The organism is Streptomyces sp. NBC_00012, assembly GCF_045040875.1.
GTDB lineage: Bacteria > Actinomycetota > Actinomycetes > Streptomycetales > Streptomycetaceae > Streptomyces.
In genome coordinates, this window is the sequence record NZ_CP108310.1 from 770,641 (window position 1) to 796,682 (window position 26,042).

Here is a 26,042-nt window from a genome sequence, read left to right on the forward strand (position 1 = left end):
CGTTCCCGCAAACTCTTGTGCGGGAACGTTCCCGCATTGATACTCGCTCCATCCCCCAGCGCCCGTCACAACACCCGTAAAGGGGTTGGTCCGCATGCGCATGCGCAGAACCGCCACCTCGATCGCCTGCACCGCCGTCCTCGCGGTCGCCGCCACCGCCTGCTCCGGCGCCAACACCTCCCAGCAGGGCGGAGCCGTGACCGACTACAAGGTCACCCCGACCTCGCCTCCCGCGAAGGGCGGCCTGGACTCCGTCACCTGGTCCCTCTACGCGGAGCCGTACACCCTGGACTACGCCCTCGCCTACGACTACCCGCCCAACACCGTCCTCGCCAACGTCTGCGAGCAGTTGATGCGGGTCACCCCCGACCACCGGATGGAGCCCGGTCTCGCGGTCGGCTTCGACCGTCCCGACCCGCGCACGCTGGTCTACACGCTGCGTCCGAACGTCAAGTTCCACGACGGCACGACCATGACGGCGGACGACGTGGTCGCCTCCCTGAAGCGCCACATGAACCCGGCCGTCGGCTCCCCCTGGGCCTCGACGTTCAAGAACGTCAGGACCATCGAACGGACGGGCCCGCTGGAGGTGACGCTCCGCCTCTCCAGGCCCGACGTCCTTCTGCACGAGTTGATGGCCGCGTCGCCCGGGACCGTCGAGAGCGCCGCGTACCTGAAGAAGGCCGGCAAGGACTACGGCACCGCGGACGGCGGGGTCAACTGCACCGGCCCGTTCGCCCTCGACAAGTGGGCCAGGGGCGACAGTGTGACCCTGAAGAAGTTCTCCGGTTACTGGGACCACGCGCTCGTCCCCAAGTCGAAGTCGGTGAAGTTCACCTTCATCGAGGACCCGGCGGCGCGCTCCAACGCGTTCCTCTCCGGTACCGCCGACGGCGGCTACATGGTGCCGTCGTCGTCCCTGGCCCAGCTTCGCGGCAGCGGCAAGGGGAAGCTGCTGTTCGGTCCCAACACGGCGGCCGCCGACCTCTCCGTGCTCAACCTCAAGGGCACCCTCGGCGACATCAGGGTCCGCAAGGCCCTGTCGATGGCGCTCGACCGCAAGCAGATCATCAAGGCCGCGGCGGGCGGCGTGGGCGCCCCCGCCAAGGCCCCGGCGGCACGCGGCGCCTGGGCGCTGGTCCCGGACCGGACGGCCAAGTACTACGACTCGCTTCCCGAGCCCGAGTACGACATCGCCGCGGCGAAGAAGCTGGTGCAGGAGGCCGGCGCGAACGGCAAGAAGGTCACGATGGTGACCAGCACGCTCGCCCCCGAGATCAGCGTCGTCGCCAACGCCGTGCAGGGGGCCGGCCGGCAGATCGGTCTCGATGTCGAGCTCAAGTCCGTCTCCCCCGACGCGTACAGCAGCATCTTCGTCGACCCGTCGGCACGCGCCGGTTTCGACCTGGTGATCACCAACGGCTACGACAACACCCCGGACCCGATGGAGTTCTACCAGTACCTGCGCACCGGCGACTTCGGGAACTACGGGAAGTACTCCAGCCCCGAGTTCGACACCGCCTTCGACAAGGCGAACTCGGAACCCGACCCGGAGAAGCGCGCCGAGCTGACCGCCGAGCTCCAGCGGATCGCCATGCGTGACCTCCCGATCATCCCGGTGTACGAAGCGCCGTACTCGGTCTTCCTCGGCAACCGCATCACCGGTGCGCCGACCGGGATCGCCCAGCTCTACTACCCGTGGGCGGCCAGCATCGGAGCGGCGAAGTAATGGCTCGTTTCCTCACCGGACGGGTGCTCGGCATGGTGGCCGTGCTGTTCGTGACCTCCGTCGTGGTCTTCGGCTCCGTCCATCTCGCGCCGGGTGACCCGGTGTCCTTCCTGCTGCACGGCCGTCCGGCGACCCCGGAAGCGGTTGAGTCGCTGCGCGCCCAGTACCACCTGGACGACCCGCTGCCGGTGCAGTACGCGAAGTGGCTCGGTTCGGCGCTGCAGGGCGACTTCGGCCGCTCCGCCCAGTACCACCAGGACGTCTCGTCCCTCATCGGCTCCCGGATGACGGGAACGCTGACGCTCATCGGATACGCCGCGGTGCTCGTGGCACTGCTCGGAGTGGCGGCCGGCATCGGCGCCGCGCTGCGTCCCGGACTGTTCGACCGCGCCGTGCTCATCGGCACCGGAGTGGCCACCGCGACGCCCGCGTTCGTCACCGCCATCGTGCTGGTGTCGGTCTTCTCCGTACGCCTGGGCTGGTTCCCCGGTCCGGGCGGCACGCCCGCCGGTCTGTCGGAACGGCTGTACTACCTGACCCTCCCGGCCTTCGCCCTGGCGCTGTCCTTCGCGGGACTCCTGGCGCGGGTGACCCGCTCGGCGATGCTCGACGAACTCGGGCGTGATCACGTGGAGGTGGCACGCGCCCGCGGTGTCGCGGGGCGAGCCGTGGTGCGCAGGCACGTACTGCGCAACGCGCTCGGCCCCGTCGTCACCGTCGGCGGAACGATGCTCGCCGGACTGCTCATCAGCACGTCGATCGTCGAGACCGCCTTCGACGTCCCCGGCCTCGGTTCCCTGCTCGTGCAGTCGGTGACGGCCAAGGACTTCGCCGTCGTCCAGGCGATCACGCTGCTCAGTGTGGCGGCCTTCGCCGTGGTGAACCTGGTCGTCGACCTGCTCGTCCCGCTCATCGACCCCCGTCTGTCCCTCCGGGGGGAAGGCTCCTCATGACCTCACCGGCAACCGCGGCCGACGCGGTGCACAAACCCCTCGGGCCGTCCCGCCGTCCGGGCCTGCGCGGCCTGCGCCTGCTCGGCCAGGGCCCTCTGTTCGCGATCTCCGTCGCGGTACTCGCCGTGCTCGTCCTGGTCGCCCTGCTCGCCCCGGTCATCGCTCCGTACGATCCCGAGGCGCTCGACCTCTCGGCCAGCCTGGTCGGGACCACGGGCGACCATCTGCTCGGCACCGACCAGTCCGGGCGGGACATCCTCTCCCGGCTGATCCACGGCGCGCGCACCGGACTGCTCGGCCCGCTGCTGATCGTCGTCGTCTCCACCCTCCTCGGCACGCTGCTCGGCACGGTCGCGGCCTGGCGGGGCGGCTGGACGGACACGTTCCTCTCCCGGTCGATGGACCTGGTGTTCGCGATCCCCGGGCTGCTCCTCGCGATCCTGCTCGTCTCCGTGGTCGGTTCCGGCATGACGGCCCCCGTGATCGCCATGGCCGTGGCCTACACGCCGTACGTGGGCCGGCTGGTGCGCGGGATCGCCCGCCAGGAGAAGGCCCGTCCCTACATCGAGTCCTACCGGGTGCAGGGCTGGTCGGGGTGGACCATCTGCCTGCGGCACCTGCTGCCCAACATCGCGCCGACGGTGTTCGCCCAGTCCGCGATGAACTTCGGGTACGCGCTGATGGACCTCGCCGCGCTGTCCTTCCTCGGCTTCGGAATCCAGCCGCCGGCCGCCGACTGGGGCGCCATAATCAACGACGGTCAGTCGGCCGTCCTCCAGGGAGCGATGTTGCCCACTCTCGCGCCCTCGGCCTGCATCGTGCTCGCCGTGGTGGCGTTCAGCATCGTCGGCGAGGGCATCGCCGACCGGATCGCACGGCGGGAGCGGTGAACCGCATGACCGAACAGACAACACCCGCACACGGCACTCCTGCCGGTACCTCCGGCGGCGCACCCGTCCTGGAGATCGACGGGCTCGGCGTCCGGCTGCCCGACGACCGCGCCGCACGTCCGATCCTCGACGGGGTCGGCCTGCGGGTCGCCGCGGGCGAGACCGTCGGCCTGGTCGGCGAGTCCGGCTCCGGCAAGTCCGTGGCCTGCCGCAGCGTGCTCGGCCTGCTGCCGCCCGGCGCACGCACCACCGGACGGGTGCGGGTCGCCGGCCAGGACGTACTCACCATGAACCGCGCGGAGCTGGCCGAGCTGCGGGCCCGTCGGGTCGCCATGGTCTTCCAGGATCCCCGCGCCTCCGTCAACCCGCTGCGCCGCGTCGGGGATTTCCTCACCGAGGGACTGCGCGCGGCCGGCACCTCCGCCGCGACGGCCACGGCGCGGGCCGAGGAACTGCTCGACGCGGTCGGCATCCGCGATCCGCGGGGCGCGCTGCGCCGCTACCCGCACCAGTTCTCCGGCGGCATGCTGCAACGCGTGGTGATCGCCGCGGCGCTCGCTTCGGAACCCGCGCTGCTCGTCGCCGACGAGCCGACCACCGCACTGGACGTCACGACCCAGGCGGAGATCATCGCGATCCTCACCAAGCTGCGGGCCGAGCGCGGCACCGGCCTCCTGTTCGTCACCCACGACCTCGAACTGGCCTCCGCGATCTGCGACCGCGTGTACGTGATGTACGCGGGCCGGATCGTCGAGACGCGGGGTACGGACGAGCTGTTCGACCGGCCGCGGCACCCGTACACGGCGGGGCTGCTCGCCTGCACGCCCCGCATCGAACGGGACGCGCCACCGCCCCGGCCCATCCCCGGCCGCCCCGTCTCGCTCGCCGAGGCCCCGCCGGGGTGTGCCTTCGCCGCGCGCTGCGCCCACGCGCTGCCGCGCTGCACCGAGGAGCCCCCCGTACTGGCGCGGTACGGCGACGGTCTCGCCGCGTGCCACCGTGCCGACGAAGGGATCACGCTGTGACGGCGACCGCGACAACGACGACGAACGGCCTGGTGGTCGAGGGGCTGTGCAAGCGGTACGGAGACCACCAGGCGGTCGACGACGTGTCGTTCGCCCTGGCTCCGGGCGCCTGTCTCGCCCTCGTCGGGGAGTCCGGCAGCGGCAAGACGACCACCGTGCGCATGCTCGTCGGGCTGGAACGCCCCGACGGCGGCACCGTACGCCTCGACGGCCGGGACCGTTCGGCGCGGGCCCGCAGCCGGAGCGAACGCCTGGCCCGCGCCCGGGAGATCCAGATGGTCTTCCAGGATCCGTACCTCTCGCTGGACCCCCGGGTGACGGTGACGGACTGCGTGGACGAGGTGCTGCGGCTGCACACCCGGCTCGACCCGGCGGCCCGCACCGCCCGGGTGCGGGAACTCCTGGACCAGGTCGGCCTCGGCGAGCGCGAGGCGACGGCGCTGCCGCGGCGGCTGTCCGGCGGGCAGCGCCAGCGCGTGGCGATCGCACGGGCCCTCGCGGTCGAGCCCCGGGTACTCGTCCTCGACGAGGCGGTCGCGGCGCTGGACGTGTCCATCCAGGCCCAGATTCTCGATCTGCTCGCCACGATCCGCCGCGATTCGGGGATCGCCTATCTCTTCGTCACGCACGACCTCGCCGTGGTCCGGCACGTCGCGGACGAGGTGCTCGTGCTCAAGGGCGGACAGGTCGTGGAGACGGGACCGACCGACCGGGTGCTGGACTCGCCGGAACACTCCTATACGAAGCTGCTCCTCGGCTCCGTCCCCCGGCGCGGGTGGGACGCCTCCCTCACGGCGCCGGAGCGCCGGCTACCGGAGTGAGTCCCGGCGGCCGGGCGGGCGGCTCGTTCCCCGTCCGGTGTGCCGGTCCCCCGCGCAACGGCTTTGGAGGCCGGGTGTGCCCGCCGCGGGGCCGGGTCGCCGGACGAGTCCGCAACGCCGTGAGGACGTCGATGGAGGCGGAGGAGGCCGGCGGCAGGTTGTTGCCGTCGCCGATCACAAGGGGGACTCCGGGCACGCCGGGACGGAACTGAGCGGCCGTCCCGGGACCGGGCTCGACCGGGGACCGGGACCGGGACCGGGACCGGGACCGGGACCGGGATGACATTCGCACCACGGGCACCTGCGACGGGTGACCAGGACCTTTCACTGATCACCGGGGAGACCGGTCGACCGCTCGTGGCTATCCGGGCTGCTGCGACGGTGATTGACTTCCGCTCCCCGCCCTAAAGGACGGGGATTCCTGCCACGGTCGAGTAGCCGGTACGGACCCGGATTTTCTCGGGGTCGGTATCCGCGTACACCTTCGCCGTCCAGTTGTCGCGCAGCCATGAGGCGGACAACGACCATGGCCGCCCCGCCGAATACGCCTCGTCCGGCAGGAACACCACCCACAACCCGGCCTTGTAGCCGGTGGTCACGATGAGACCCATCCGGTCGTCCGAACCCGGTGGCAGCTCCGCGAGCATGAACTCGACGGTCTCCTCGTACGGCCACCGGGCCGGGAGTTGGAAGACGGCTCCGCGGGAAATCTCCTCCGGATGTTCACTGAGCAGGATCCACTTCATGGCCGGGATGCTATCGAGGAGGTCCTCGCCCGGTTTCTGCAGGACCTCGTTCGTCCTGGGCTGCTGCCCTGCGGGCGTGCGCTAAGTTGCCCGCCATGACTGAACTCGGCCCCGTCGCCTGGCCACCCGCCCCGATCAGCACCGAGCGGCTCGTGCTCCGCGAGAGCGAGGCCCGGGACCGTGCAGCCTTCATCGAGCTGTTCGCCTCGCCGGAGGTGGGCACCTACGTCGGCGGCCCTCGACCACGCGATGAGCTCGAGCGCGCGGTGCCTGAGATACCCGGGCGGCGCCCCGGCCTTTTCGTGATCGAGCTCGACGGAGCGATGATCGGCATGGTCACGCTCGACCGGCGCGACGCGGAGCGTCCGGGTCACATCCGTCCGGATGCCGGGGAGGCCGAGCTCGGCTACATGTTCCTGCCGAAGGCGTGGGGATACGGGTACGCCGCCGAGGCGTGCGCGGCAGCACTCGACTGGGCCGCCGACGCGCTTCCCGGCGAGCCGGTGGTGCTCTGCACCCGGACCGCCAACGCCCCCTCAATGCGCCTCGCGGCGAAGCTGGGCTTCACCGAGGTGGAACGGTACGAGGAGTACGGCGCCGAGCAGTGGTTCGGCGTGCGGTCCTCGGTCACGCCGAACTGCTGAACTCAGCCCCTCCGGCCCGGATCGCGGCCCTGGGCGGCTCTTCTCCGCGCAACGTCCACGCGGAGAAGAGCTGGGTCATGCGGGTGGGGCGGGGACTATCCGGCGAAGATGCGCTCCGGCCAGCCTGCGGCGATCCGCCCGTACGCCAGGATGTCGGCGCTGTTCGGAGTCTCCTCGTTCTTGTCCATGTAGAGGTAGGCGTCGCCGGTGGGGAGCGTCCCGATCCACGCGGAGTTCGGGCCGGGCGGCGGCCGGGAGAGACCCCGCATCAGGCCATTGCCATGGCGAACGCGTCGACGTCGTCGGCAGTGCGCCGCTTCGCTCGGGAGGCGGTCCGTACGAGCCGTCGACCGCGGCCCGGGCCCCGCCGGATCCTGCGGAGTCGCCTCGGCACGACCAGGACTGCGGTGACTGTGCCGATCAGTGGCGGCTCATCGTTCCCCGGAGGACAGTGAGCCGTTCCGCGCGTTCACTGCAGGGTGTTCGTGTCCCTGGGGATGTTGCCTGCGGCGGGAAGCGGCTGGTGTCCTTCGTCCCAGTGATTGGACCAGCTGCACAGTCCGCACGCGTATCGGCCGTTGAGGCCGTGCACCTCGGCACCGCAGCCACGGCAGCGCGTGGTGGTGATCTCCGGGGTCATGGCGGGTCCGGGAGAGCTGGACGACCAGCCGCACTGGTTGTTGCAGGTCCAGGACCCGTCGGGGCCCTGGGTGGCTGCCGCGCCGCAGTTTCCGCATGTCATCGGAGACCTCCCCGGGGTGGCCTCGCCGACGGGGGTGCGGCGAGGCCAGGTTCAGGATGGCAGGAAAAGGCGGGGTTCCGAGAGTCTTCTCGCTCTTTCGGGTTACCCGGACCGCGTCGGCAGCGACGGACGGATCAGATCCCTTTCGACATCGGACAGTTCGTGGCGACGTATCACCCCGCCACGACCCACAACCCGAGACCGCCCTGACGACAGGGCCTACCCCTTGGCGTGGGTCAGTTCGCACCTCCCGTCCACGCAGGAGCGACGCAGCCGCCCGGCCGAGAGGGTCTCCACGAGGCCGATCGCCCAGCACATCGGGCAGCCTCGCAGTACGACCAGGCCGACCGGGGCGAGCAGAAGGCTCGCCGGTCCGGCGACCGGCAACAGGGCCAGCGACCCGATGAGCGCGCCGAACCCGACGGCGCCGCGGGCCAGATGGCGCGGGAGGGAGTCGTCGGCGAAGCCGCCGCGCACCGGCGCGTCGCGTCCACCGGCGGCGCCCGGTGTGGAGCCGGATGTGGAACCGGGCAGGGAACCGGATACGGAGTTGGGCGTAGAGCCTGGCGTAGAGCCGGACACGGAACCGGGTGCGGAACCGGGCGTAGAACCGGGCGCTGAGCCGGGTGCGGCGGTGCGTTTCGTCGTGGTCCGGTCAGGTGTCATCGTTGGTCACCCTCATCCCGGTCGGTTCATCGCTCAATACCTCGCGTACTGCCGAACGAGCCCGGTGCAGGCGGGACTTCATCGCGGCGGTGCTCAGTCCGAGCCGTTCGGCGACGGTGCGGCCGGGCAGGCCCTGGATGTCCCGCATGACCAGCACCTGCCGCTGGTCCTCGGGCAGGGCGGCGATGACGGCCGCGACACGTTCGGCTTCCAGGCGCAGCAGCACGTCCTCCTCGGCGGACCGCGCGGTGCCGCCGAACGTGTCGAACCGGTCCGACGTGCCGAGCCGGCCGTGTTCGTCGGCCGGTGCGCGGTGGAGCAGGGCGCGGGTGCGGCGCAGGCACTCGTTGCGGACGATCCGGAACATCCACGAGGCCAGTGCCCCGGAGGCACGCAGCATGCCGATCTTGCGGTAGAGGATGATCAGCGCTTCCTGGGCGGCATCCTCGGCGTCCTGGGGTGTGGCGCACAGCGTGTGAGCGAACCGGTGTACGTGCGGGTAGGAGCCGTACACCAACGCGGTGAGCGCCTCTACGTTGCCTCTTTGCGCCGCGGCGACCAGAGTCGCGCCGGGCCAGGTGCGGTCAGCCACGCTGACGCCTCCGGCGGCGCAGCAGCGTGACGGTGCACGCGCACAGCAGCAGCGCGGCGGCCGCAGCGACGATGATGACGGTGGTCATGGATCCTCCTGGTCGGGTGCGAGGCGGACGCGGTCGTCCGCACGCCTATGAGAGGCGCGGCAGGCACGAAAGGATTCACCCCTGGCCGTGGTCCGGTGTTTCAGGGTGCCCCGACGCGTACGGGCTCGCAGGGCGGGGTCGAATCCGGCATGGCCCGCCGGGTGGCGTGGCCCGGCGGTGCTCCTCGGCCTGCTTCTCCAGGTGGCCGCGGCTGCGGGCCATCCATGCGTGGGTGCGTGCCCGGCAGGACGGCCGGCGGGCGGCGAGGGCTCACAGCCGCAGGGGTCGCCGGGACGCGCCCGGACTCGGCATGCGGGCTCAGTCCTTGCGTCCTGTCACGGCGACGGTGAACCCGAGGCCGATCATCGTGAGCCCGCCCACGCCTCCGACCATGGAGAGCCGCCGGGGCGAGCGGGCGAACCAGTCCCGTCCGGTTGCCGCGACCAGTCCCCACACGCTGTCGCAGCACGCCGCGATGATGTTGAAGACCAGCCCGAGCAGCAGCATCTGAACCACGATGTGCCCTTGGGCTCGGTCGACGAACTGCGGCAGCACAGCGGCGAAGAACACCATGGTCTTGGGGTTGGCCACACCGACCGCGAACCCCTCCCACAACGTGCGCATGCCACCCTGTGCGCCCTTGTCGGAAGCGAACTCGGCCTGGAGCGAGCCACGTTGCCGCCACGCCTTGGCGCCCAGATACACCAGGTAGGCGGCACCGGCCAGCTTCAGCGCCGTGAAGACGAGGACGGAGCGTTCCACGATCGACCCGACCCCGAGAGCCACGGCCACGATGAGCACATAAGCCCCCAGCGTATTTCCCACCACCGTGGTCAGCGCGGCTCGGCGCCCCTGCGCCAGCGCCCGCCCGATCACGAACAGCACACTGGGCCCGGGGATCACGATCAGCAGGAACGACATCGCCGCGAAGGCGAGCAAGCGCTCGGCAGACACCATGGCGCCCATACAAGCACGGGCCCACTCCACCCTTCAGCCCCTTTTCGTCGCGCAGGACCGCGTACCGCGTACCCGGCTACGCCCCCGGGCGGCTGGTTCCTGTGCAGCACGTTCGCGGGTTCGGCTTCGTTCGAGACCGTGGCGCCCTGTCCGGCATGACGACGACGAACCGAAAGATCCATGCCGCGCAGACGGCCGGGACGCGTCCGGGCGGTGTCACCCGCGGTCGGACACCGGACGCAAGGCAGGTCATCGACGGCCTGTCCTCGCACGCACGCGCCGAGGCACGCACCAAGGCTGAGTGAACCTCCCGGCCGGAAGGGCTGTGGGGCTCACTCGTCGCGCAACCGAAGAAGGTACGCCGCAGTCAGCGCGACGGCACGGTCCTCGTCGTGCGACAGCTCCGCGAGGGCACGTGAGGCCGTCGTCCCCGGGATGCCCGCCAGTGCCTGGGTCAGCCGTCCGCGTCCGGGCGCTCGGGTGGTGTCGTGGGCGAGACGGTCGACGAGCCCGGTCGCGATCCGGTCCGCCGTCGCGGTGTCGTCCGCCAGCACGCTCAGTGCGTCGGCCGCATCGGTGTCGTTCCTGCCCTCCACGATCATGTCGATGAGCGTCGGGACCGCATCGGTCGCTCCGCGCGTCCCGAGCGCCAGGGCCGCGTACCCGCGGACCACGGCGTCGGGGTTCGCGAGGGCGTCCCGCAACTGCTCGGCAGCCTCGTCGCCGGGCATCTCGGCGAGGGACCGAACCGCGCGTTCCCGCACGGCGGCCACCGGTGAGCCGAGGCCCCGCGCCAGCAGTGCCGGGCCGCCGTCGCCCGATCGCGCCAGCGCCCATCGAATGGCTCCGGCGACGTTCGGCTCCGTCTCGCTCAGTGCCGCCTCGACCAGAGCCTCCACCGGCACCGGAACCTCGTCGGCCGAGGAGAGGGCCGCGCGCTGGCGCGCGTCGGCGCTCTTCGACCCCAGTGCCTGGAGGAGCGCGACGACCTGGAGGACGTGCTCCCAGTCGGCGGGGTCCGCGGCATCGATCCGGCAGAGCCGCGTGAGCAGCTCGGTCTCGGCCGCGATGCGTTCGCGTGTCCGGCGGACGAGGTCGCCGACGAGCGCCGAGGGCGTGAAGCCGGGATCGTCGAGTGCGCGCCCGATCTCACGCAGCGACAGCCCCAGTGACCGCAGGCTCTCGATGTGGAAGATCCGCCGGATGTCCTCCCCGGAGTACTCCCGGTATCCGGAGCCCGTACGGCCCGAAGGCCGCACCAGGCCGAGCGACTCGTAGTGCCGGAGCATGCGGGCGCTGACCCCGGACCGTTGCGCCACCTCACCGATCAGCACGCCCTATCGTCCCTCCTGGCCGGACCCGCCGAGGGCCACGACGCGCTTCGCCTCCTCGATCGCGAACTCGAACCCGGCGTCCGGGTCGCGCAGCAGCCGCTGTGTGGCCAGCGCGTGCGCGTGCGCGCGCGGGTCACGGGCCGTTGTCGCGGCGTGCAGGGCCGGCAGAACCACTTCGCCCAGCGCGACCAGCGCCCGGCTGAGACTCAGCTGCGTCTCCCGCCCACCACGCCCGAGTTGCGTCGCCAGCGCCAGGGCCAGAGCGGGCTCCTCGCCCTCCGGTACGAGTACGACCGCGGCCCGCCAGGCGCTCCGCGCCACCTCGTCGTCGGCGTCGGACAGGAGCGTCGGGGTGATCACCGGCCACGCCCGCCGGTCCCCGATCTTGGACAGGGTGTGCAGCGCCTGGCTCCGTGCCTGCGCACGCTCCGAGCGGACTTCGCGGACCAGTCCGGGGAGCGTCACGGAAACCGGGTGGCGGGTGAGCGCCCAGGTCAACATGTCGCGGACGTAGAACTCGGGCTCGATCGCGCATCGCTCGATGAGCTTGTCGACGAAGCGCGGGTCGGGCGCCGTACCGACCGCCAGAGCTGCCCGCAGCCGCATGGACGAGTTGCCGTCCTCCAGTGCGTGGAGCACTCGTGTCCCATCCGTGTCCTGTCCCGTGACCGTCATCGAGACCACCTCCTCGGCAAGCAGTGAAAACCTTGTCACCGTGACAAGGTCAAACAGGACCCGCCGCGCGAACACCGGTCACCTGCCGGGTCCCCATGCGTCCCGGCCGGTCCGTCCGGCATCATCACGGGATGATCGGCAATCGGACAACCCATCGCACGGCGGACGGCGTCCGCGTACCGGGCACCTGGCGGCACGCGTTCATATGCAACGGCGGCTCCTACTTCCTCACCGACCTCTTCATCTACGCCGACGGCCTCGTCGACTGCTGGGAACTGGTCACACTCGACGAGTTCGAGAAGAAGCTCCACAGCGGATGGGTGGCCACCAGCCTTCCGGACGGCGGACGCGCATCCGCACACGCCCTGGCCTCATGGACGTTCGGCGAACCGCGCACCTGGCTGACGCCAGAGCTGCTGCTCGCCGAAGTCCGTGACACCATCGACGAGCTGAACGGTCGCCCCGACTCGACCGGCCGCTGCCTCGCGGCGGTGGATGTCTTCATGGGGGACCGGACGGAGGACAACCGGGCTGCTGCGCGGGCCGCCTACCTGGCCATTCCCGAGACGGTGCGCCGGTACGCGCTCGGCGACATGGACCGCAAGGACCATCCCCTGCAGGTGCTGGTGGCGGGGCCCGGCGGGCGGGCGCCGGACTGGCCCGAGGAACCGGTCACGCAGGAGGCGTACGACGAGGCCATCGCGTATTTCGAGGAGCGGAGCCGGTGGATCGCGGAGGCTCCTTCCCGAGTGCCGGCCGACGGGGCGGCGGACTCCTTCGCCCCCGCGGTCAAGGTCTACCACTCATACCCGCGGCGCGCGCTCGAACACCCGGGGAAGCAGGCCCTGCGCAACGACTACCCCGCCGCGATCACCCTCGACGAGGTCACCTACCCGTCGGTGGCGCACGCCTACTGGGCCCGGTCCGTCGCCGCGCCGGAGGCCCGTTCCGCGGTCGCGGCGGCGGAGACGGGGGCGAAGGCCCGCACTCTCGCGGCTGCGGCGCCGCGGCGCGAAGGCTGGGAACCGGCACGGACCGCGGTCATGGCCCGATTGCTGCGCGCCAAGTTCGAGCAGCACCCCGAGCTCGCCGCGATCCTGCTGGCCACGGGTGATGCGACAGTCATCTACGACGACGCGGACTCGGGCTTCTGGGGCGACAACGGGGGCCGGGGCCGTAACTGGACGGGCCGCCTCCTGGAACTCGTCCGGTCCGAGCTGCTGGCCCGACAGGCCCGCATCGAGTGACACGGGGCCCGGGGCCTGTGATCGACTCTCCCGTCCGGCAGGCTGGACGCGCTCGTACCGGTCACGCGGCCGTGCGCTCGCGCCGGTCACGCGGTCATGCGGTCGTGCCGGTCACGCGGTCGACCGGGCAGGCCCCGCCTCGGATTTGCGGGCGAGCAGGTGAATCTCCTTGAACTGCCGCCGGTCGGTGGGCTGAGGCTCGCGAACCATCCGGGCCACCTCGGCCAGACCGGCCGTGCGCAACATCGCCGCGAAGTGATCCGGCGACCACCGATAGGCAGGAACGACGGCGTGATCGAAGACCTGAGTCGGGTGGGACGGATCATCGCTGGCCGAAAAGCCGACCAGAACGTGGCCGCCGGGTGCCAGCAGACGGTGGAACTCCGCCAGGACGGCGGGGAGTTCCCGCGGCGGAGTGTGGATGATGGACCAACGCGAAAGTACGCCTCCCAGCGCGCCGTCAGCGATGTCCAACGCGGCCATCGAGCCCACGTCGAACCGCAGGCCCGGGTGATTCCGCCGAGCTGTCCCGATCATCGCGGGAGAGGCATCGATACCGAACACCGCCAACCCCAGTTCATCCAGATGAGCGGTGATATGGCCGGGTCCGCACCCCAGGTCCGCGACCTGACCGTCCCCACTCGCGGCTACGGCCTCGGCGAAGGCACTCAGGAACGCGCGGTCCAGAGGCCGGTCGCGCAGCTCGTCGCGGAACAGTTGCGTGTACTGGGGGGCAGCAGCGTCGTAGGCCTCGCGGGTGGCGGCGAGGGCATCGTGTTCGATCATGCCCACGACCGTAGTCCCTGGCGCCGCGACCAGCCGGGGAATCACGAACCTCCCGCCCGGCCGCCGGTTCGCCCCGGGACATCGGCGGTCCGGAGAAGGGACGGGAACGAAATGGTTGCGTCGGAAGCGCTCCGGGGCCGGATGGAAAGCGGCTGGGTGTCAGCCCCTGACCACGATCCGCCACGGTCGGGGGGCCGTCCGGGACATGTCCGGGACGGTCGACATCCGTTCCCCTCAGCTGCTCCCGCTCGGAGGATCGTTCCGACAGCACCTCTTCGATCCGAGGGAGAATCATGCGTACTCGACTCGTGCTCGCCGGCGCCGTGATGGGCGCCGCCCTGCTGACCGGAGCCACACTCTCCACCGCCCACGCGGCACCCGTACCCACCGTCACGGACACAACGACCGTCGCGCCGATCGCCGACTCGTGGATCTACGTCGGCACCTACGGCAGCCACCAGGCGTGCTACGACGACGGCGTGAACTCCGCCTACTCCCAGTGGGACTGCAAGCAGTCGAGCAGCGGCAAGTGGCAGCTCTGGGTGAACGACGCGTCGTAGGCCGACACCGGAGCAGATCCGAGGCGCGAACCCCTGCTCCGTAACAGCGGCGGGCGGTGAGGCCGCGACGCCACCGTTGGTGGCATCTGCGGCTTCGCCGCCCGTTACTTCGATCCGAGGGAGAAACATGCGTACTCGACTCGTGCTCGCCGGCGCCGTGATGGGCGCCGCCCTGCTGACCGGAGCCACACTGTCCACCGCCCACGCGGCACCCGTACCCACCGTCACGGACACAACGACCGTCGTGTCGACCGCCGACTGGCAATACCCCGGGCAGACGTGCGGCCGGCCCCGGCCCGACCGGCCGGGCTGAGAGACTGGGCCCATGGATGCAACAGAGCGGTTCTGCAGGGCGGTTGTGGAGTGGGCGGCCGGGGGTGCGGGGGCTCCAGCGGCTGCTTCGGCCGCACGCGAGCTGGCCGGCGGTACCGCTCTGCACACGGCCGTACTCGTGGAAGGGGTCAGCGACCGGGTCGCGCTCGACACGCTGGCCGCCCGTCACGGCCGGGCCCTCGGTGCCGAAGGCATCGCGGTCATCCCGCTCGGAGGTGCGACCAGCATCGGCAGGTTCCTGGATCTGCTGGGCCCTCAGGGGCTCGGCATCGGGCTGGCGGGCCTGTGCGACGCCGGGGAGGAGAGCCACTTCTCACGCGCACTCGAGCGAGCAGGTCTCGGCCACGGCCTCTCCCGCGCCGGCATGGAGCCGCTCGGTTTCCATGTGTGCGTCGCCGATCTGGAAGAGGAACTGATCCGCTCGCTCGGTGCCGCCGCCGTACAACAGGTCATCGAGGCCCAGGGCGATCTGCGGGCGTTCCGTATCTTCCAGAAACAGCCCGCCCAGCGGGAGCGGATGGTCGAGCACCAGCTGCGGCGCTTCATGGGCACCATCAGCGGCCGGAAGAGCCAGTACGCGCGATCGCTCGTCGATGCCCTGGAACTCGCCCGGGTACCGAGGCCGTTGGACCGCCTGCTCGCGCATGTTTCCGTGAGCTGAACTGCCGGTTTCCGCGTCTCGCGGGTCGGAACTGCCGGGTCCGCGAAGCCCGCGGGAGCAGCGCTACGCGGCGAGCGCGGCGGGCTCGCGCAGGTGGGCGGCCGCCGTCCGCCACGCGGTGGTCACCGCGGTCCGGGCCCGTGCCGTGCGGGTGGCGCGGTCGCCGGTCAACTCCAGCGGCGCGCCCACGTGCACATGAAGGCCCGGTCGGCGCAGAGGGGCCGTGACCAGGCCGGCGAGCTGCTTGGCGGCGCTGCCCGAGGTGATCCGGCGGGCGCCTGCCTGGCCCACGGGTACGACAGGGGCGCCGGTGCGTTCGGCGAGCCTGGCCAGGCCGCTGCGGAAGGTGCCGGGTGCCGCTTCCGCGGCGTCCCTGCGGCGGGGCAGGCCCCCTTCGGCGTAGATGAGGACCAGCCGTCCCTGCTCCAGGGCCTCTGCCGCGGCGTCCAGCGCGGCCGCGGCGCGGCGGTCTCCGCGTATGACGGGGATGTGCCCTTCGCGGGCGAGCGCACGGCCGAGCAGCGGGACGCGCCACAGCCCCGCGGCCGCCATGATGACCGGCTCGACGCCGAGGCGGTGCAGGGCGGCGGTCACGATCGCGGGATCGGCCAAGGACGTGTGGTTGGCGGCGATGATGCTGCCGGGCGCGATTTCGGCGCCGGGGTCGGTGGTCACCGTCAGGTGGCCGACGGCGGGCACCAGGACGTCGGCGATGCGGCTGAGCACGAAGGGTCTCCCGGGTCTCGGCGATGTCGGCCTTCATCGTCGGGACCTGATCCCGTCCGGGGCGTGAGTCGTCGTACTCATCTTTCTCGGCCGGGCTGCCGGGTGCGGGCTACGAATTTCTCGGCCGGCGCCTGCCGGGTGCGGGCTACGAGGGCTGTTCCGGCGCGGCCGGGCCGGCGGCGGAACCGGCCGCCGGATCGTTGCGCGCCGCCACGAGCGCCTCCAGCCCGTCCAGGATGCGCTGGAGGCCGAACTCGAAGTGGTCGAAGCCGGTGCCGAAGGCTGCCTCGGGCAAGGAGGCCATGACGGGATAGCGCCCGCTGGCCATGGCCTTCTCCAGGAAGGGCTGCTGGGCCTCCCAGAACTTCGCGTCCGTCACACCGGACGTGCGCTCGGCCTCCTCCTCGTACACCTGCGTGCGGGCGGCCCCCACCACGTACCCGTCGATCAGGATGATCACCGACACCAGTTCGGGGTCGGACAGGCCCATCGGCCTGATCAGGGTGAGCGCCTTCTCCATGCCGTCGAGCGCGTTCGGGCCGAGGATGGGGCGGGACTGGTTGACCTCCAGCAGCCAGGGGTGGCGGCGGTAGAGGGCGCGAGTGGCGTGGCCCAGGGCCTGGAGGGCCGAGCGCCATCCGCCGTCGAGGTCGCCGTCGCCGGAGTCGGCCGGGTCGCCGGACACGCGCTGGACGCGGTCCAGCATCAGGTCGAGCAGCTCACCCTTGCCGGGGACGTACCGGTACAGGGACATCGTCCCGGTGCCGAGCTCCATGGCGATCCTGCGCATCGAGACCGCGCCGAGCCCGTCCCGGTCGGCGACGTCGACGGCGGCCGCCACGATCCGCTCCAGGGTCAGGCCCGGCTTGGGGCCCCGGCTTGGCCGCCTGCCTGTGTCCCACAGCAGTTCGAGGGTCCGGTTGATGTCGCCGCTGCCACTGGTCTGCGTACTGCTCGTCATGACAGCAGTTTAGGTCCGGGCGAAAAACCGAGTACGGTGTACGCACAATCGGGTACGGTGTACCCAGTCAGAGAGTGGAAGGGGGTACCCATGAGCGGCAGAAGCGGCGGTTACGCGGTACGGGCCGAGGGTCTCGAAAAGCGGTACGGCCAGAAACGAGCCCTGGACGGCTTCGACCTGACCGTCCGTGAAGGCACCGTGCACGGCCTGCTCGGGCCGAACGGCGCCGGCAAGACCACCGCCGTGCGCATCCTGGCCACGCTGCTGCGGCTGGACGGCGGCCGGGCGGAGGTGGCCGGCCTGGATGTCACTCGGCGGGCGCACGCGGTGCGCGGGCGGATCGGGCTGACCGGACAGTACGCGGCCGTGGACGAGGTGCTGACCGGCCGGCAGAACCTGGAGATGTTCGGCCGGCTGTTCCACCTGGGCGGCCGGCGGGCCCGGTCACGGGCCGTGGAGCTGCTGGAGCAGTTCGACCTGACCGAGGCCGCCGACCGGGGCGTCGGCAAGTACAGCGGCGGCATGCGGCGCCGCCTCGACCTCGCCGCCTCGATGATCCTCGCCCCGCCCGTGCTCTTCCTGGACGAGCCGACGACCGGGCTGGACCCCCGCGGCCGGGGCGAGGTCTGGGAGTCCGTCCGGGCCCTGGTCGCGAGCGGCACGACCGTGCTGCTGACCACGCAGTACCTGGAGGAGGCCGACAGGCTGGCCTCCCGCATCACGGTCGTCGACGAGGGCCGGTCCATCGCCGACGACACTCCGGACGGGCTGAAGGATCTGGTCGGCGGCGACCGCATCGAGGTCGTGGTCGCCGAGCGGGCCGAGCTTCCCCAGGTGGTGAAGACGGTCGCCCGGGTCTGCGAGGGCGAACCCGGGACCGACGAGGACGGATTGCGGGTGTACGCCCCGGTCACCGACCGGGTGGCCGCCCTGACCGAGGTGGCACGCGCCCTCCAGGACGAGGGCGTCCGGGTCGAGGACATCGGACTGCGCAGGCCGAGCCTCGACGACGTGTTCCTGCGCCTGACCGGACACCGGGCCGAGAAGCAGAAGGAGGCGGCGGCGTGAGCGCTACCGACCTGACCGGGACGCACGGCCGCGGGCGGCTGTACTGGCTGTTCGCCGACTGCGGCAACCTCGTCCGCCGCGGCCTGACCCACTACCGGCGCCAGCCCGTCAACATCGCCTGGCAGCTCGGCTTCCCGATCCTCTCCGTCCTCCTCTACGGGTACGTCTTCGGCAGTGCGATGACCGTGCCAGGCGGCGGGGACTACAAGGACTTCCTGATGCCCGGCATGTTCGCGATGACGATGGCGTTCGGCTTCATCAACACCGCGACCATCATCGTGCACGACTCCACCAAGGGCGTCATCGACCGCTTCCGCTCGATGCCGATGGCCTCCTCCGCGGTGGTGGCCGGGCGTGGCGTCACCGATCTCCTGGTCGCCTGCGCCGAGCTGGGGATCATGATGCTCACCGCGGCCGCCATGGGCTGGCGGCCGGACGGGGGCTGGGGCTTCCTGGCCGCGTTCGGACTGCTGCTGTGGCTCAGGTTCGCGCTGATCTGGATCGGGGTGTGGCTCGGGCTGCTCGTGCCCAACCCCGAGGCGGCGGGCGGTCTGTTCGCGGTGGCGTTCCCCCTGACGATGGTCTCCAGCATCTTCGTCGCCCCGCAGCTCATGCCCGGCTGGCTGGGCTGGGCAGCGGCCTGGAACCCCATCTCCTCCACGTCCGCCGCCACCCGGGAACTGTTCGGCACACCGGTCGGCGGCGGCGACTCCTGGATCGAGCAGCACGCGCTGCTGATGGCGGTGGTGTGGCCGGTGCTGCTGACGGCGGTCTTCCTGCCCCTGGCGGTACGGCGGTTCCAGCGGCTCAGCCGATGATCGCCGGTGGAGGTGGGTCTTGTTCAACAGCGTACGTACCGTGATGACCTTCGCCCCGGACCCCGGGGCGTCGGCCCGCTGGTGGGGTGAACTGCTGGACGTCCCCGTGAGGACGGACGTCAGCGACGCCGGGGGCGTCCACGCCTGGAACGAAAGACCCCGGCCGCCCTCGTACGTGTCACTCCGGATCGTTCCGGATGTCTCGTCCGGCGCCCGCGCCACTACCTTTTCGACGGCGCCCGCCAGAACGACCAGCCCGTAGCCCGTGGAGCAGCGATGCCGACGACCGTCACGACCCGCCGGCCGACCTCCGCACCGCTCGGGCGTCAGGAGCGAAGGGTGCTCCACGCGGTCGGCTGCGGTCTGCGGGACGACGAGATCGCTGCCGCTCTCGCCGTGCCCGAGGACGCAGTGGCCGGGCACCTGGCGCGGATCCTCGTGAAGCTCGGGCTGCGCGACCGGGCCGCCGCCATCGTCCACGCCTTCGACTGCGGCCTGGTCGTACCCGGTTGCGGCCCCCGCCCGCAGGCGGCGGGCCCGGTGCTGCGGGCGGCGGGCGGGCCGAAGGTGGAGATCTCCGTGCTCGGGCCGCTGGAGGTGCGGCGGGGCGGCCGGACCCTGGATCCGGGACATCTGCGCCAGCAGGCCGTACTGGCGGCGCTGGCGCTGTGCGCGGGGCGGGCGGTCAGTCAGCAGGAGCTGCTCGACGGGGTGTGGGGGATGGAGCCGCCGGTCACGAATGTGGTGCCGGTGTCCATCTACCGGTTGCGCAAGACGCTGCGCCCCGGGGACGGCCCCGACCCGGTGATCGAGCACGGCCGGTGCGGCTACCGGCTGGCCGCCGGCGGGGTCGAGGTGGACGTGGCGCGTATGGAAGCGCTGGTCACCGAAGCCGCGGCGGCCGACCGGGCGGGCGAGGCGGCCGAGGCGGTCCGTCTGTGTTCCCGGGCGCTGGAGCTGTTTCGCGGGGAGCCTCTGGCCGGTCTGCCCGGGCCGTTCGCCGAGCTGGAGCGGCTGCGGCTCACCGAGCGCAGGATCGCCGTCGTGCAGCGGAAGTCGGAGTGGCAGCTGCGGCTGGGCCGGCACTCCGAGGCGATCGCCGAGCTGTCCGCCCTCCTCGCGGCGCACCCCCTGAACGAGTCGGTGGTGGCGATGCTGATGCGTGCGCTCTGCCGTGACGGCCGGCAGGCCGACGCGGTGGCCGTGTTCGATCGCGCCCGCCGGCGTCTCGCCGATGACCTGGGGGTTCGTCCCAGTCGGATGCTGCGGCTGACGTGCCGGATGATTCTGAGCGGGGACGAGGCCGGCCTCGGTCCCGGGACCGGCGGCACCGCGCGGTGACCGGACCGGGACGTCGGCAGTGACTCACCACCTGTCGGTGGCCGTCGTCCCGGCCGTCGACAGGTGGTGAGGAGCGTCCGTGGTTACGCGGGGTACCAGGCGCCGTTGTACCACTGCTCGTTGGCGCTGTCGTTGTGGTGGTCCATGTTGAAGTCTTCGGGGTAGTTCTTGACGTGGTTGTTCGGGTACGTCCAGATGCCGGCGGACTCGTCGCAGACGTAGTCCCAGTGACAGATGGTCTTGACGGGCACGTTGCCGAAGAACTTGTCGGCTCCGGCGAGCGGTGCGCCGACGATTCCGCCGAACGGCACGGATCCCCCGTTGGCACCGGGGTTGCCCTGGCGCTTGGGGTCCGCGATGAGGATGGCATTGACGTTGTCGAACGTCTGCCAGTTCTCGGTGACCCAGATGTGCACCACCGCGGCGCCCAGGGAGTATCCGGCCATCTTGACGTGCTGGCCGGGGCACGCCGCGCGCTGGTCGCGGACCAGCCGGTTCAGCTCGTTGACGCCCGCGCGGGCGCTCGCGCCGTTGGGGATCTGGGTGGGGTACCCGACGTGCTGCTGGATGTTGCCGGTGAAGCCGTCGTTGTTCCAGGAGCTGCCGGTGCCCCCGACCACGATCGTGTAGGTGCCCTCGCACGGCGCTGCCGCCTGTGCCGTGGTCCCCTGTGCCACCGACAGCCCGGCCGTCATCAGCAGACCGGCCGCCGCGGCCGCGATCCTTCTTGTTCGCATTACGTCCTCCCCATGTGGTTGGCCGACGCGGCCGCATTCCGGTGCGGTACGCGGTCGGCCCGGGTCCAAGCAGACTGTGGCAGCGGCCGATGACATCACGATGAAACCCGGCTCCGGCGGGCGGTATCGGCGTCCGGCCGATGGCGATAACCCATGGATAAGGGCGCCGCCTAACTTCGGATGCCATGCAGGAGGCTCAGACCTGAAAGGGGTTTGCCGCATGGACTTCCGGATTCTCGGGCCGGTGGAGGCCCGGCGTGACGGAGACTGGATCGCGCTGTCCGGTTCCAAGGTGCACACGGTCCTTGCCGCGATGCTGCTCGCACACGGGCGGGTCGTCTCGGACTCCAGACTCGGCGCGCTGCTGTGGGGGTGGGACCCGCCCGTCACCGCGAGCGCGCAGATCTACACATACATGTCGCGGCTGCGCAAGCTGCTCGGTGACGAGGTCGAGATCGTCCGGCGGCAGCCGGGGTACGTACTGCGGGCGCCCGGGGCCCGGATCGACGTCGTCGAGTTCGAGCGGCTCGACCGGCTCGGCCGTGAGGCGCTGCGGGAGCGGCGTCACGCCGACGCTCAGGCGCTGCTGACCGAAGCGCTGGGGTGGTGGCGCGGTCCGGCGCTGTCGAACGTGACCGAGTTCCTTCTGGAGGCGGAGCTGCCGCAGCTGGAGGAGGCGCGGATGCTGGCGCTGGAAAACCGTATCGAGGCGGATCTCGCGCTGGGCATGCACGAGCAGGTGACGGCCGAGCTGACGGGTCTGGTCGCCGAGCATCCGGTGCGGGAGCGGCTGCGTGCCCAGCTGATGACCGCGCTGTACCGGTGCGGGCGGCAGGCCGATGCCCTCCAGACGTACTACGAGGGACGCAAGGTGCTCGTCGATCAGCTGGGGGTGGACCCGGGCGAGGTGCTCGGGGCGACGTACCAGGCCGTGCTGGGCGGGGAGTTGGGGTTGCGAGGTGCAGGGGCAGCGCGGGGGCGGTCCGATGTACCCACCATGCTTCCGGCCGCCGAGGGCGGCTTCGTCGGCCGGTCCGCGGAACTGTCCCTGCTGACCTCGCGGTTGGCGGCCGGGACGAACCGGCCCCGGCGCCTGCTGGTGACCGGGATGGCCGGGGTGGGCAAGACGGCGCTCGCCGTACGGGCCGCCGAGGAGAGCACCGGTCATTTCCCCGACGGTCAGCTCTACGCCGAGCTGTGCCATCAGGACGGTACGCCCAAGGACGCCGGCGAGGTGCTGGTGCGGTTGCTGCGGGCGCTGGGCGAGCCCGGTCTCGACGGGAACTCCCCGCTCGCCCTCGACCGCGACGAGCTGGTCCGGCTCTACCGTGCGCGGACCTCCGGCAAGCGGCTCCTCGTCGTCCTCGACGACGCGGTCGGCGACCTCCAGGTGGCGCCGCTGCTGCCCGCGAGCCCGCAGGCCGCCGTGCTGATCACCAGCCGGGCCCGGCTGGCCCGGGTGGCCGGGGCGGACACCGTGGCCCTCGCGCCGCTGGACGACGACGAGTCCCTGGCGATGCTGGCCGCGGCGGCCGGTGAGGAGCGGCTGAGGGACGACCCGGATTCCGCCGACGACCTGGTCGCGTACTGCGGGGGGCTGCCGTTGGCGCTGGCCGTGGTGGGCGCCCGGCTCGCGGCGCGGCCGTCGTGGCCGGCACGCCGGTTCGCGGAGCGGCTCGCCGATCCGGCGGAGCGGCTCGCCGAGCTGTCCTTCGGCGATCTGGATGTGCGGGCTGCGCTGTTGCCGTCGGTACGGCGCATGGCCGCCGGGGGCCCGTCAGCGCTCCGGGCCTTGTCCGGTGCCGGTACGGAGCCGTTCTCGGCCCGGGACGCCTCGGTGCGGCTCGCGGTGTCGGAGGACCGGGCCGAGCGGGTACTGGAGTCGCTGGTGGACACCGCGCTGCTCGACCTCTCGGGGCTCGATCCCGAGGGACTGCCGCTGTACCGGTGCCATGAGCTGGTTCTCCTGTACGCGGCGTCGCTGGACCCGGCGGCCGTCGGACCGGTCGTCACAGCCCGGCGTTCGCCCGCCGAGCGCGACAGCGCCACCGCGGTCGGATGACCGCGGTGGCCGGGAAGTCTCCGTCGTCCGTGGTGTCACCACGTTCCGCGGGTCCAGGAGTACGTCGGGATCTCGGGGACGAGCGCGGGGGCGATGGTCTCGCGGACCACGGTCCACGCGTCGGCGACGACGCGTTCGCGGGGCGGCCGGGCGGCGGGGCCGAAGGCGGTCGCGGTGACCGCCCACATCGCGGCGACCGCGGCGACGGCCCGGACCTCGGCGGAGGGCTTGGCCGGTACGGCGCGACCCCGGCCGACGTCGATACGGAAGCCGAGCTCGGCGGCCTGGGCGGCCCGCACCTCATGGGCGACCGGGCCGCCGGGGCGGCCGAACACCGCGGCGGACAAGGGGTGTTCATAGGCGGCACGCACCCAGACGGAGACCCGGACGCGTTCGCGCTCCTCCCAGCCGCCGCGTGCGGCGGGCCCGGGGTCCGCCTGCTCGACGGCGGCGGCGAGCTCGGCGAAGTATCCGGTCAGTCCGGTGTCGTCGAGCTCCCCGAGGATGTCTTCGAGTTCCCCGAGGTTGTCCTCGAGCTCCCCGAGGTCGTCGTCCAACCTCCCGAGGTCGTCTTCGAGTCTCCCGGGACTGTCGGTGCGCGGGCTGCGGTCGGTGAGTTCATCGGCTCCGGCGAGTTCGCCGGCTCGTCGGGCGAGTCCGCCGAACCCGGGCCGATCGGCGCGGGCGGCCAGGGGAGTTGGAACGGTCGGTGCCACCGGGGCGGTCTCCAGGGGATGCGTCGTCATGACGGTCGGCTTCCTTCGGTGTCGGGCCCATCGGCTTCGTCCGGCGGGCCGAGTACGGAGTGGATGTGAACGGGACCGGGCGGAGCGCCGCCGGGCGGGCGGGCGATGGCAGCGGCCACCCGGTCGTCGAGCCGCAGGTCCTGGACCGACCAGACGGTGGTGCGGCCGGAGTGCGTGTGCAGTACGCGGACCGGTCCGTGACGGGCCGGCCAGGTCTCCAGCTGGTTCAGCGCGGTGCCCACCAGTCCCAGACCGGCCGCCTTCACGACGGCCTCCTTGCGCGTCCAGACACGGTGGAACCCGGCGTCGCGTGCCGGTCCGGGCGGCAGCGACACCAGGTGGGCGCGTTCGTTGTCGGTCAGCACCGAGTCGTACAGCGAGGGCTGGCGCATGGGCCGTACGGCCTCGACGTCGACTCCGATGGCGTGGCCTTCACCGAGCGCGAAGACACCGCACCCCGCGGTGCGGGACATGCTGATCGCCCACGGCACCTCGGGGTGTTCGATCACCGGCGGGCCGTGCCCGAGGTCCCCGCAGCCGGGGCACCGGCGCCGGCCCAGCTCGATGGACTGCGGTGCCACGAGCAGTAGTTCGGACAGCGCACGGCGCGCCCCGGCCCTCGTGTGCACGAAGGCGGCCACGTCCCGCTCGGCCAGCAGGGTGAGTGCGCGGTGGAATTCGTCGGTGCCGAGCAGCGCCAGGTCGTCCGGGACGACCCGCTGCGGCGGCTGCCACCACCAGACGTGGGCCGCGCCGGCGAGATCCGGTGTCCCGGGCGCTGCCCGGGAAGGCCGCTGGGTCCCGGTGCTCTTCGGTGTTCCGTGTACGAACGCCATGGACTGCCCCCATTCCTCATTCCTTCGAGGCCTTGTCGACCTCTCGTGTTTCCCGTGGCCTCCGGTTCCTCCGCCCGGCCGACCGTGCGGACAGAAATGCCACGGTGCGATCGTCCGCCCGGCGCCTACGGGCCGTCTATATGCGTCCGGGCATACGCCTGAGTCCGAATTCCCCGTAGGGCCGCGATAGCACTTCCTCGGAGACTGGGCCGGTAATTTCCGAGCGACCCGAGGATGTCCACATGTCCGAGACCCATACGCTTTCCCTGCCGCTTTCGGCAGCAGCGGCCGGCACCGTCGTGGAGCTGACGGAGGCCGAGCAGAACGCACTCGTCGCCGTCGCCGAGCAGCTGACCCCGAAGGGGCTCGCGGACGGCAGGATCGACGATCTCCGCTGGCTGGACGCCGCGCGCGAGGCCTCCGTACAGCTGCCGCGCAGGCTGCTGTCGGCGCTGCGCGCGTTCCGTCACGACGCGGGCCCCGACGGAGTCCTGCTGCTGCGCAACCTGCCGGTGGTGGCGGACGCCCCGCTGCTTCCGACGCCGGCCGTGAAGGGGTCCGTGGAGCGTCTTCCCACGGTCGCTGCTTCCGTCATCACCACCGCGATGCTGCATCTCGGAGAGGTCATAGCATTCCGTAACGAAAAGACCGGTGCGCTCGTACAGAATGTCGTTCCCGTTCCGGGGAGCGAGTCCTCGCAGAGCAATGCGGGTTCCGTTCTCCTCGAACTCCACATCGAGAACGCATTCCACGACAACCGCCCGGACTTCGTGGGTCTGCTGTGTGTGCGGGAGGACCCGACGGGCGATGCGAAGCTGTGCACGTCCTCCATCCGCCGCGCGCTGCCGCTGCTCTCCGAGAAGGCGCGAGCGGTACTGTCCGAGCCGCGGTTCCTGACCGAGCCGCCGCCGTCCTTCGGCACCCTGGACAGCGTGACGCCCGCCCACGCGGTGCTGAACGGCGACCCGGAGGACCCCAATGTGCTGGTGGACTTCTCCGCCACCCATCCGCTGGACGACGAGGCCCGGCATGCCATGGCCGAGCTGCGGGACGCGTTCATGGAGACGATGTCGGCGCTGTCGCTGCGCGTCGGCGACCTGGCCGTCGTCGACAACCGCCTCGCGGTGCACGGCCGGACGTCGTTCACTCCGGCCTACGACGGTGCGGACCGCTGGCTGCACCGGGTGTACGCGCACCTGGACCACCGGCGCAGCCGGGTGGACCGGGCGGGCAACGGCGCGGTCCTCGGCTGAGCGGGGCCACGCACGCGACGTCCGTATCCGCCAGGCAGGCCGAGG

General features: G+C 71.6%; 30 protein-coding genes. 16 read left to right on the forward strand and 14 right to left on the reverse strand.

The window, feature by feature from the left end; translation table 11 throughout:
* The first annotated feature begins 94 nt into the window (after positions 1-94).
* From OHA19_RS43000 to OHA19_RS43020, 5 genes are read left to right on the forward strand one after another with little or no spacing between them, the layout of a single operon-like run.
* Entirely contained in the window at positions 95-1,729 is a 1,635-nt protein-coding gene (locus OHA19_RS43000; protein ID WP_331754541.1) for an ABC transporter substrate-binding protein, read from the forward strand.
* The gene (locus tag OHA19_RS43005) at positions 1,729-2,682 is read left to right on the forward strand and encodes an ABC transporter permease (RefSeq protein ID WP_331749336.1); all 954 of its coding nucleotides are present in this window, start codon (positions 1,729-1,731) and stop codon (positions 2,680-2,682) included. The genes OHA19_RS43000 and OHA19_RS43005 overlap by 1 nt, the downstream gene beginning before the upstream one ends.
* Positions 2,679-3,572 carry an ABC transporter permease gene (locus OHA19_RS43010; protein ID WP_331754543.1) on the forward strand — a complete coding sequence of 298 codons (894 nt, stop codon included), beginning with the start codon at positions 2,679-2,681 and terminating at the stop codon, positions 3,570-3,572. The genes OHA19_RS43005 and OHA19_RS43010 overlap by 4 nt, the downstream gene beginning before the upstream one ends.
* 5 nt (positions 3,573-3,577) lie before the next feature.
* A complete protein-coding gene (locus OHA19_RS43015) occupies positions 3,578-4,597 on the forward strand; it encodes an ABC transporter ATP-binding protein (protein ID WP_331749330.1) in 1,020 nt (339 codons plus the stop codon).
* The gene (locus OHA19_RS43020) at positions 4,594-5,418 is read left to right on the forward strand and encodes an ATP-binding cassette domain-containing protein (protein WP_331749327.1); all 825 of its coding nucleotides are present in this window, start codon (positions 4,594-4,596) and stop codon (positions 5,416-5,418) included. The genes OHA19_RS43015 and OHA19_RS43020 overlap by 4 nt, the downstream gene beginning before the upstream one ends.
* A gap of 404 nt (positions 5,419-5,822) precedes the next feature.
* Here OHA19_RS43020 and imm45 read toward each other — a convergent pair whose 3' ends face one another.
* Positions 5,823-6,164, reverse strand: coding sequence for an Imm45 family immunity protein (imm45, locus tag OHA19_RS43025; protein WP_331749323.1), 342 nt, complete (start codon positions 6,162-6,164; stop codon positions 5,823-5,825).
* Positions 6,165-6,259: 95 nt separating this feature from the next.
* Here imm45 and OHA19_RS43030 point away from each other — a divergent pair, with 95 nt between their 5' ends.
* A complete protein-coding gene (locus tag OHA19_RS43030) occupies positions 6,260-6,808 on the forward strand; it encodes a GNAT family N-acetyltransferase (RefSeq protein WP_331749320.1) in 549 nt (182 codons plus the stop codon).
* A 95-nt stretch (positions 6,809-6,903) separates the two neighbouring features.
* Here OHA19_RS43030 and OHA19_RS43035 read toward each other — a convergent pair whose 3' ends face one another.
* The 5 genes from OHA19_RS43035 to OHA19_RS43055 all read right to left on the reverse strand — a co-directional run bounded on the left by OHA19_RS43035 (position 6,904) and on the right by OHA19_RS43055 (position 9,853).
* Positions 6,904-7,077, reverse strand: a complete 174-nt coding sequence (locus OHA19_RS43035) for a hypothetical protein (RefSeq protein ID WP_331749316.1) — start codon at positions 7,075-7,077, stop codon at positions 6,904-6,906.
* 200 nt (positions 7,078-7,277) lie between these two features.
* Positions 7,278-7,550 carry a hypothetical protein gene (locus OHA19_RS43040; protein ID WP_331749314.1) on the reverse strand — a complete coding sequence of 91 codons (273 nt, stop codon included), beginning with the start codon at positions 7,548-7,550 and terminating at the stop codon, positions 7,278-7,280.
* Positions 7,551-7,769: 219 nt separating this feature from the next.
* Complete coding sequence (locus OHA19_RS43045) at positions 7,770-8,027, reverse strand: hypothetical protein (protein WP_331749312.1); 258 nt, start codon at positions 8,025-8,027, stop codon at positions 7,770-7,772.
* Positions 8,028-8,205: 178 nt separating this feature from the next.
* On the reverse strand, positions 8,206-8,808 hold the full coding sequence (locus OHA19_RS43050; RefSeq protein WP_331749309.1) for a sigma-70 family RNA polymerase sigma factor: 603 nt from the start codon (positions 8,806-8,808) through the stop codon (positions 8,206-8,208).
* Positions 8,809-9,214: 406 nt separating this feature from the next.
* Positions 9,215-9,853 carry a LysE family translocator gene (locus tag OHA19_RS43055; RefSeq protein ID WP_405722443.1) on the reverse strand — a complete coding sequence of 213 codons (639 nt, stop codon included), beginning with the start codon at positions 9,851-9,853 and terminating at the stop codon, positions 9,215-9,217.
* A 155-nt stretch (positions 9,854-10,008) separates the two neighbouring features.
* Here OHA19_RS43055 and OHA19_RS43060 point away from each other — a divergent pair, with 155 nt between their 5' ends.
* Complete coding sequence (locus OHA19_RS43060; RefSeq protein WP_331749307.1) at positions 10,009-10,158, forward strand: hypothetical protein; 150 nt, start codon at positions 10,009-10,011, stop codon at positions 10,156-10,158.
* A 27-nt stretch (positions 10,159-10,185) separates the two neighbouring features.
* Here the strand turns inward: OHA19_RS43060 and OHA19_RS43065 are convergent, their stop codons facing one another.
* On the reverse strand, positions 10,186-11,187 hold the full coding sequence (locus OHA19_RS43065) for a MerR family transcriptional regulator (protein ID WP_331749304.1): 1,002 nt from the start codon (positions 11,185-11,187) through the stop codon (positions 10,186-10,188).
* Between the two features lie 3 nt (positions 11,188-11,190).
* The gene (locus OHA19_RS43070) at positions 11,191-11,862 is read right to left on the reverse strand and encodes a HEAT repeat domain-containing protein (RefSeq protein WP_331749301.1); all 672 of its coding nucleotides are present in this window, start codon (positions 11,860-11,862) and stop codon (positions 11,191-11,193) included.
* Positions 11,863-11,993: 131 nt separating this feature from the next.
* On the opposite strand from OHA19_RS43070, the gene OHA19_RS43075 reads away from it, so the two are divergent.
* Positions 11,994-13,109 carry an NADAR family protein gene (locus OHA19_RS43075; RefSeq protein ID WP_331749298.1) on the forward strand — a complete coding sequence of 372 codons (1,116 nt, stop codon included), beginning with the start codon at positions 11,994-11,996 and terminating at the stop codon, positions 13,107-13,109.
* Positions 13,110-13,220: 111 nt separating this feature from the next.
* On the opposite strand, the gene OHA19_RS43080 is transcribed toward OHA19_RS43075, so the two are convergent.
* Positions 13,221-13,895, reverse strand: a complete 675-nt coding sequence (locus OHA19_RS43080; protein ID WP_331754545.1) for a methyltransferase domain-containing protein — start codon at positions 13,893-13,895, stop codon at positions 13,221-13,223.
* A gap of 293 nt (positions 13,896-14,188) precedes the next feature.
* Here OHA19_RS43080 and OHA19_RS43085 point away from each other — a divergent pair, with 293 nt between their 5' ends.
* From OHA19_RS43085 to OHA19_RS43095, 3 genes are all read left to right on the forward strand, one after another.
* Positions 14,189-14,455, forward strand: a complete 267-nt coding sequence (locus OHA19_RS43085) for a hypothetical protein (RefSeq protein ID WP_331749292.1) — start codon at positions 14,189-14,191, stop codon at positions 14,453-14,455.
* Positions 14,456-14,582: 127 nt separating this feature from the next.
* On the forward strand, positions 14,583-14,768 hold the full coding sequence (locus tag OHA19_RS43090) for a hypothetical protein (protein WP_331749288.1): 186 nt from the start codon (positions 14,583-14,585) through the stop codon (positions 14,766-14,768).
* Positions 14,769-14,780: 12 nt separating this feature from the next.
* A complete protein-coding gene (locus OHA19_RS43095; RefSeq protein WP_331749285.1) occupies positions 14,781-15,449 on the forward strand; it encodes a TOPRIM nucleotidyl transferase/hydrolase domain-containing protein in 669 nt (222 codons plus the stop codon).
* A gap of 63 nt (positions 15,450-15,512) precedes the next feature.
* Here OHA19_RS43095 and OHA19_RS43100 read toward each other — a convergent pair whose 3' ends face one another.
* Entirely contained in the window at positions 15,513-16,175 is a 663-nt protein-coding gene (locus OHA19_RS43100) for a lysophospholipid acyltransferase family protein (protein WP_331749282.1), read from the reverse strand.
* 145 nt (positions 16,176-16,320) lie between these two features.
* Positions 16,321-17,136 (reverse strand): TetR/AcrR family transcriptional regulator, encoded by an 816-nt coding sequence (locus OHA19_RS43105; RefSeq protein ID WP_331749279.1) that lies wholly within the window; start codon positions 17,134-17,136, stop codon positions 16,321-16,323.
* 90 nt (positions 17,137-17,226) lie between these two features.
* Here OHA19_RS43105 and OHA19_RS43110 point away from each other — a divergent pair, with 90 nt between their 5' ends.
* The 3 genes from OHA19_RS43110 to OHA19_RS43120 all read left to right on the forward strand — a co-directional run bounded on the left by OHA19_RS43110 (position 17,227) and on the right by OHA19_RS43120 (position 20,363).
* Entirely contained in the window at positions 17,227-18,204 is a 978-nt protein-coding gene (locus OHA19_RS43110) for an ATP-binding cassette domain-containing protein (protein WP_331754547.1), read from the forward strand.
* Entirely contained in the window at positions 18,201-19,022 is an 822-nt protein-coding gene (locus OHA19_RS43115) for an ABC transporter permease (protein ID WP_331749272.1), read from the forward strand. The genes OHA19_RS43110 and OHA19_RS43115 overlap by 4 nt, the downstream gene beginning before the upstream one ends.
* Positions 19,023-19,298: 276 nt before the next feature.
* Positions 19,299-20,363, forward strand: a complete 1,065-nt coding sequence (locus OHA19_RS43120) for a BTAD domain-containing putative transcriptional regulator (protein WP_331749266.1) — start codon at positions 19,299-19,301, stop codon at positions 20,361-20,363.
* Positions 20,364-20,446: 83 nt separating this feature from the next.
* On the opposite strand, the gene OHA19_RS43125 is transcribed toward OHA19_RS43120, so the two are convergent.
* Complete coding sequence (locus OHA19_RS43125) at positions 20,447-21,100, reverse strand: cutinase family protein (RefSeq protein ID WP_331754548.1); 654 nt, start codon at positions 21,098-21,100, stop codon at positions 20,447-20,449.
* A gap of 220 nt (positions 21,101-21,320) precedes the next feature.
* Between OHA19_RS43125 and OHA19_RS43130 the strand changes: the two genes are divergently transcribed.
* Positions 21,321-23,162: a BTAD domain-containing putative transcriptional regulator gene (locus OHA19_RS43130; RefSeq protein WP_331754549.1), complete on the forward strand. Its 1,842-nt coding sequence runs from the start codon at positions 21,321-21,323 to the stop codon at positions 23,160-23,162.
* Between the two features lie 35 nt (positions 23,163-23,197).
* Here the strand turns inward: OHA19_RS43130 and OHA19_RS43135 are convergent, their stop codons facing one another.
* Both OHA19_RS43135 and OHA19_RS43140 read right to left on the reverse strand, forming a co-directional pair.
* A complete protein-coding gene (locus OHA19_RS43135; RefSeq protein ID WP_331749260.1) occupies positions 23,198-23,908 on the reverse strand; it encodes a hypothetical protein in 711 nt (236 codons plus the stop codon).
* Positions 23,905-24,744, reverse strand: a complete 840-nt coding sequence (locus OHA19_RS43140; RefSeq protein ID WP_331754551.1) for a 4'-phosphopantetheinyl transferase superfamily protein — start codon at positions 24,742-24,744, stop codon at positions 23,905-23,907. The genes OHA19_RS43135 and OHA19_RS43140 overlap by 4 nt, the downstream gene beginning before the upstream one ends.
* 242 nt (positions 24,745-24,986) lie before the next feature.
* On the opposite strand from OHA19_RS43140, the gene OHA19_RS43145 reads away from it, so the two are divergent.
* Positions 24,987-25,997, forward strand: a complete 1,011-nt coding sequence (locus OHA19_RS43145; protein ID WP_331754554.1) for a TauD/TfdA family dioxygenase — start codon at positions 24,987-24,989, stop codon at positions 25,995-25,997.
* Positions 25,998-26,042: the final 45 nt, after the last annotated feature.

Coding starts and splice junctions, on each gene's coding strand:
- OHA19_RS43000 (WP_331754541.1), top strand. CDS start 95: ATGCGCATGCGCAGAACCGCCACCTCGATCGCCTGCACCGCCGTCCTC.
- OHA19_RS43005 (WP_331749336.1), top strand. CDS start 1,729: ATGGCTCGTTTCCTCACCGGACGGGTGCTCGGCATGGTGGCCGTGCTG.
- OHA19_RS43010 (WP_331754543.1), top strand. CDS start 2,679: ATGACCTCACCGGCAACCGCGGCCGACGCGGTGCACAAACCCCTCGGG.
- OHA19_RS43015 (WP_331749330.1), top strand. CDS start 3,578: ATGACCGAACAGACAACACCCGCACACGGCACTCCTGCCGGTACCTCC.
- imm45 (WP_331749323.1), bottom strand. CDS start 6,164: ATGAAGTGGATCCTGCTCAGTGAACATCCGGAGGAGATTTCCCGCGGA.
- OHA19_RS43030 (WP_331749320.1), top strand. CDS start 6,260: ATGACTGAACTCGGCCCCGTCGCCTGGCCACCCGCCCCGATCAGCACC.
- OHA19_RS43035 (WP_331749316.1), bottom strand. CDS start 7,077: ATGCGGGGTCTCTCCCGGCCGCCGCCCGGCCCGAACTCCGCGTGGATC.
- OHA19_RS43040 (WP_331749314.1), bottom strand. CDS start 7,550: ATGACATGCGGAAACTGCGGCGCGGCAGCCACCCAGGGCCCCGACGGG.
- OHA19_RS43055 (WP_405722443.1), bottom strand. CDS start 9,853: ATGGTGTCTGCCGAGCGCTTGCTCGCCTTCGCGGCGATGTCGTTCCTG.
- OHA19_RS43060 (WP_331749307.1), top strand. CDS start 10,009: ATGACGACGACGAACCGAAAGATCCATGCCGCGCAGACGGCCGGGACG.
- OHA19_RS43070 (WP_331749301.1), bottom strand. CDS start 11,862: ATGACGGTCACGGGACAGGACACGGATGGGACACGAGTGCTCCACGCA.
- OHA19_RS43075 (WP_331749298.1), top strand. CDS start 11,994: ATGATCGGCAATCGGACAACCCATCGCACGGCGGACGGCGTCCGCGTA.
- OHA19_RS43080 (WP_331754545.1), bottom strand. CDS start 13,895: ATGATCGAACACGATGCCCTCGCCGCCACCCGCGAGGCCTACGACGCT.
- OHA19_RS43085 (WP_331749292.1), top strand. CDS start 14,189: ATGCGTACTCGACTCGTGCTCGCCGGCGCCGTGATGGGCGCCGCCCTG.
- OHA19_RS43090 (WP_331749288.1), top strand. CDS start 14,583: ATGCGTACTCGACTCGTGCTCGCCGGCGCCGTGATGGGCGCCGCCCTG.
- OHA19_RS43095 (WP_331749285.1), top strand. CDS start 14,781: ATGGATGCAACAGAGCGGTTCTGCAGGGCGGTTGTGGAGTGGGCGGCC.
- OHA19_RS43105 (WP_331749279.1), bottom strand. CDS start 17,136: ATGACGAGCAGTACGCAGACCAGTGGCAGCGGCGACATCAACCGGACC.
- OHA19_RS43110 (WP_331754547.1), top strand. CDS start 17,227: ATGAGCGGCAGAAGCGGCGGTTACGCGGTACGGGCCGAGGGTCTCGAA.
- OHA19_RS43120 (WP_331749266.1), top strand. CDS start 19,299: ATGCCGACGACCGTCACGACCCGCCGGCCGACCTCCGCACCGCTCGGG.
- OHA19_RS43125 (WP_331754548.1), bottom strand. CDS start 21,100: ATGCGAACAAGAAGGATCGCGGCCGCGGCGGCCGGTCTGCTGATGACG.
- OHA19_RS43130 (WP_331754549.1), top strand. CDS start 21,321: ATGGACTTCCGGATTCTCGGGCCGGTGGAGGCCCGGCGTGACGGAGAC.
- OHA19_RS43135 (WP_331749260.1), bottom strand. CDS start 23,908: ATGACGACGCATCCCCTGGAGACCGCCCCGGTGGCACCGACCGTTCCA.
- OHA19_RS43140 (WP_331754551.1), bottom strand. CDS start 24,744: ATGGCGTTCGTACACGGAACACCGAAGAGCACCGGGACCCAGCGGCCT.
- OHA19_RS43145 (WP_331754554.1), top strand. CDS start 24,987: ATGTCCGAGACCCATACGCTTTCCCTGCCGCTTTCGGCAGCAGCGGCC.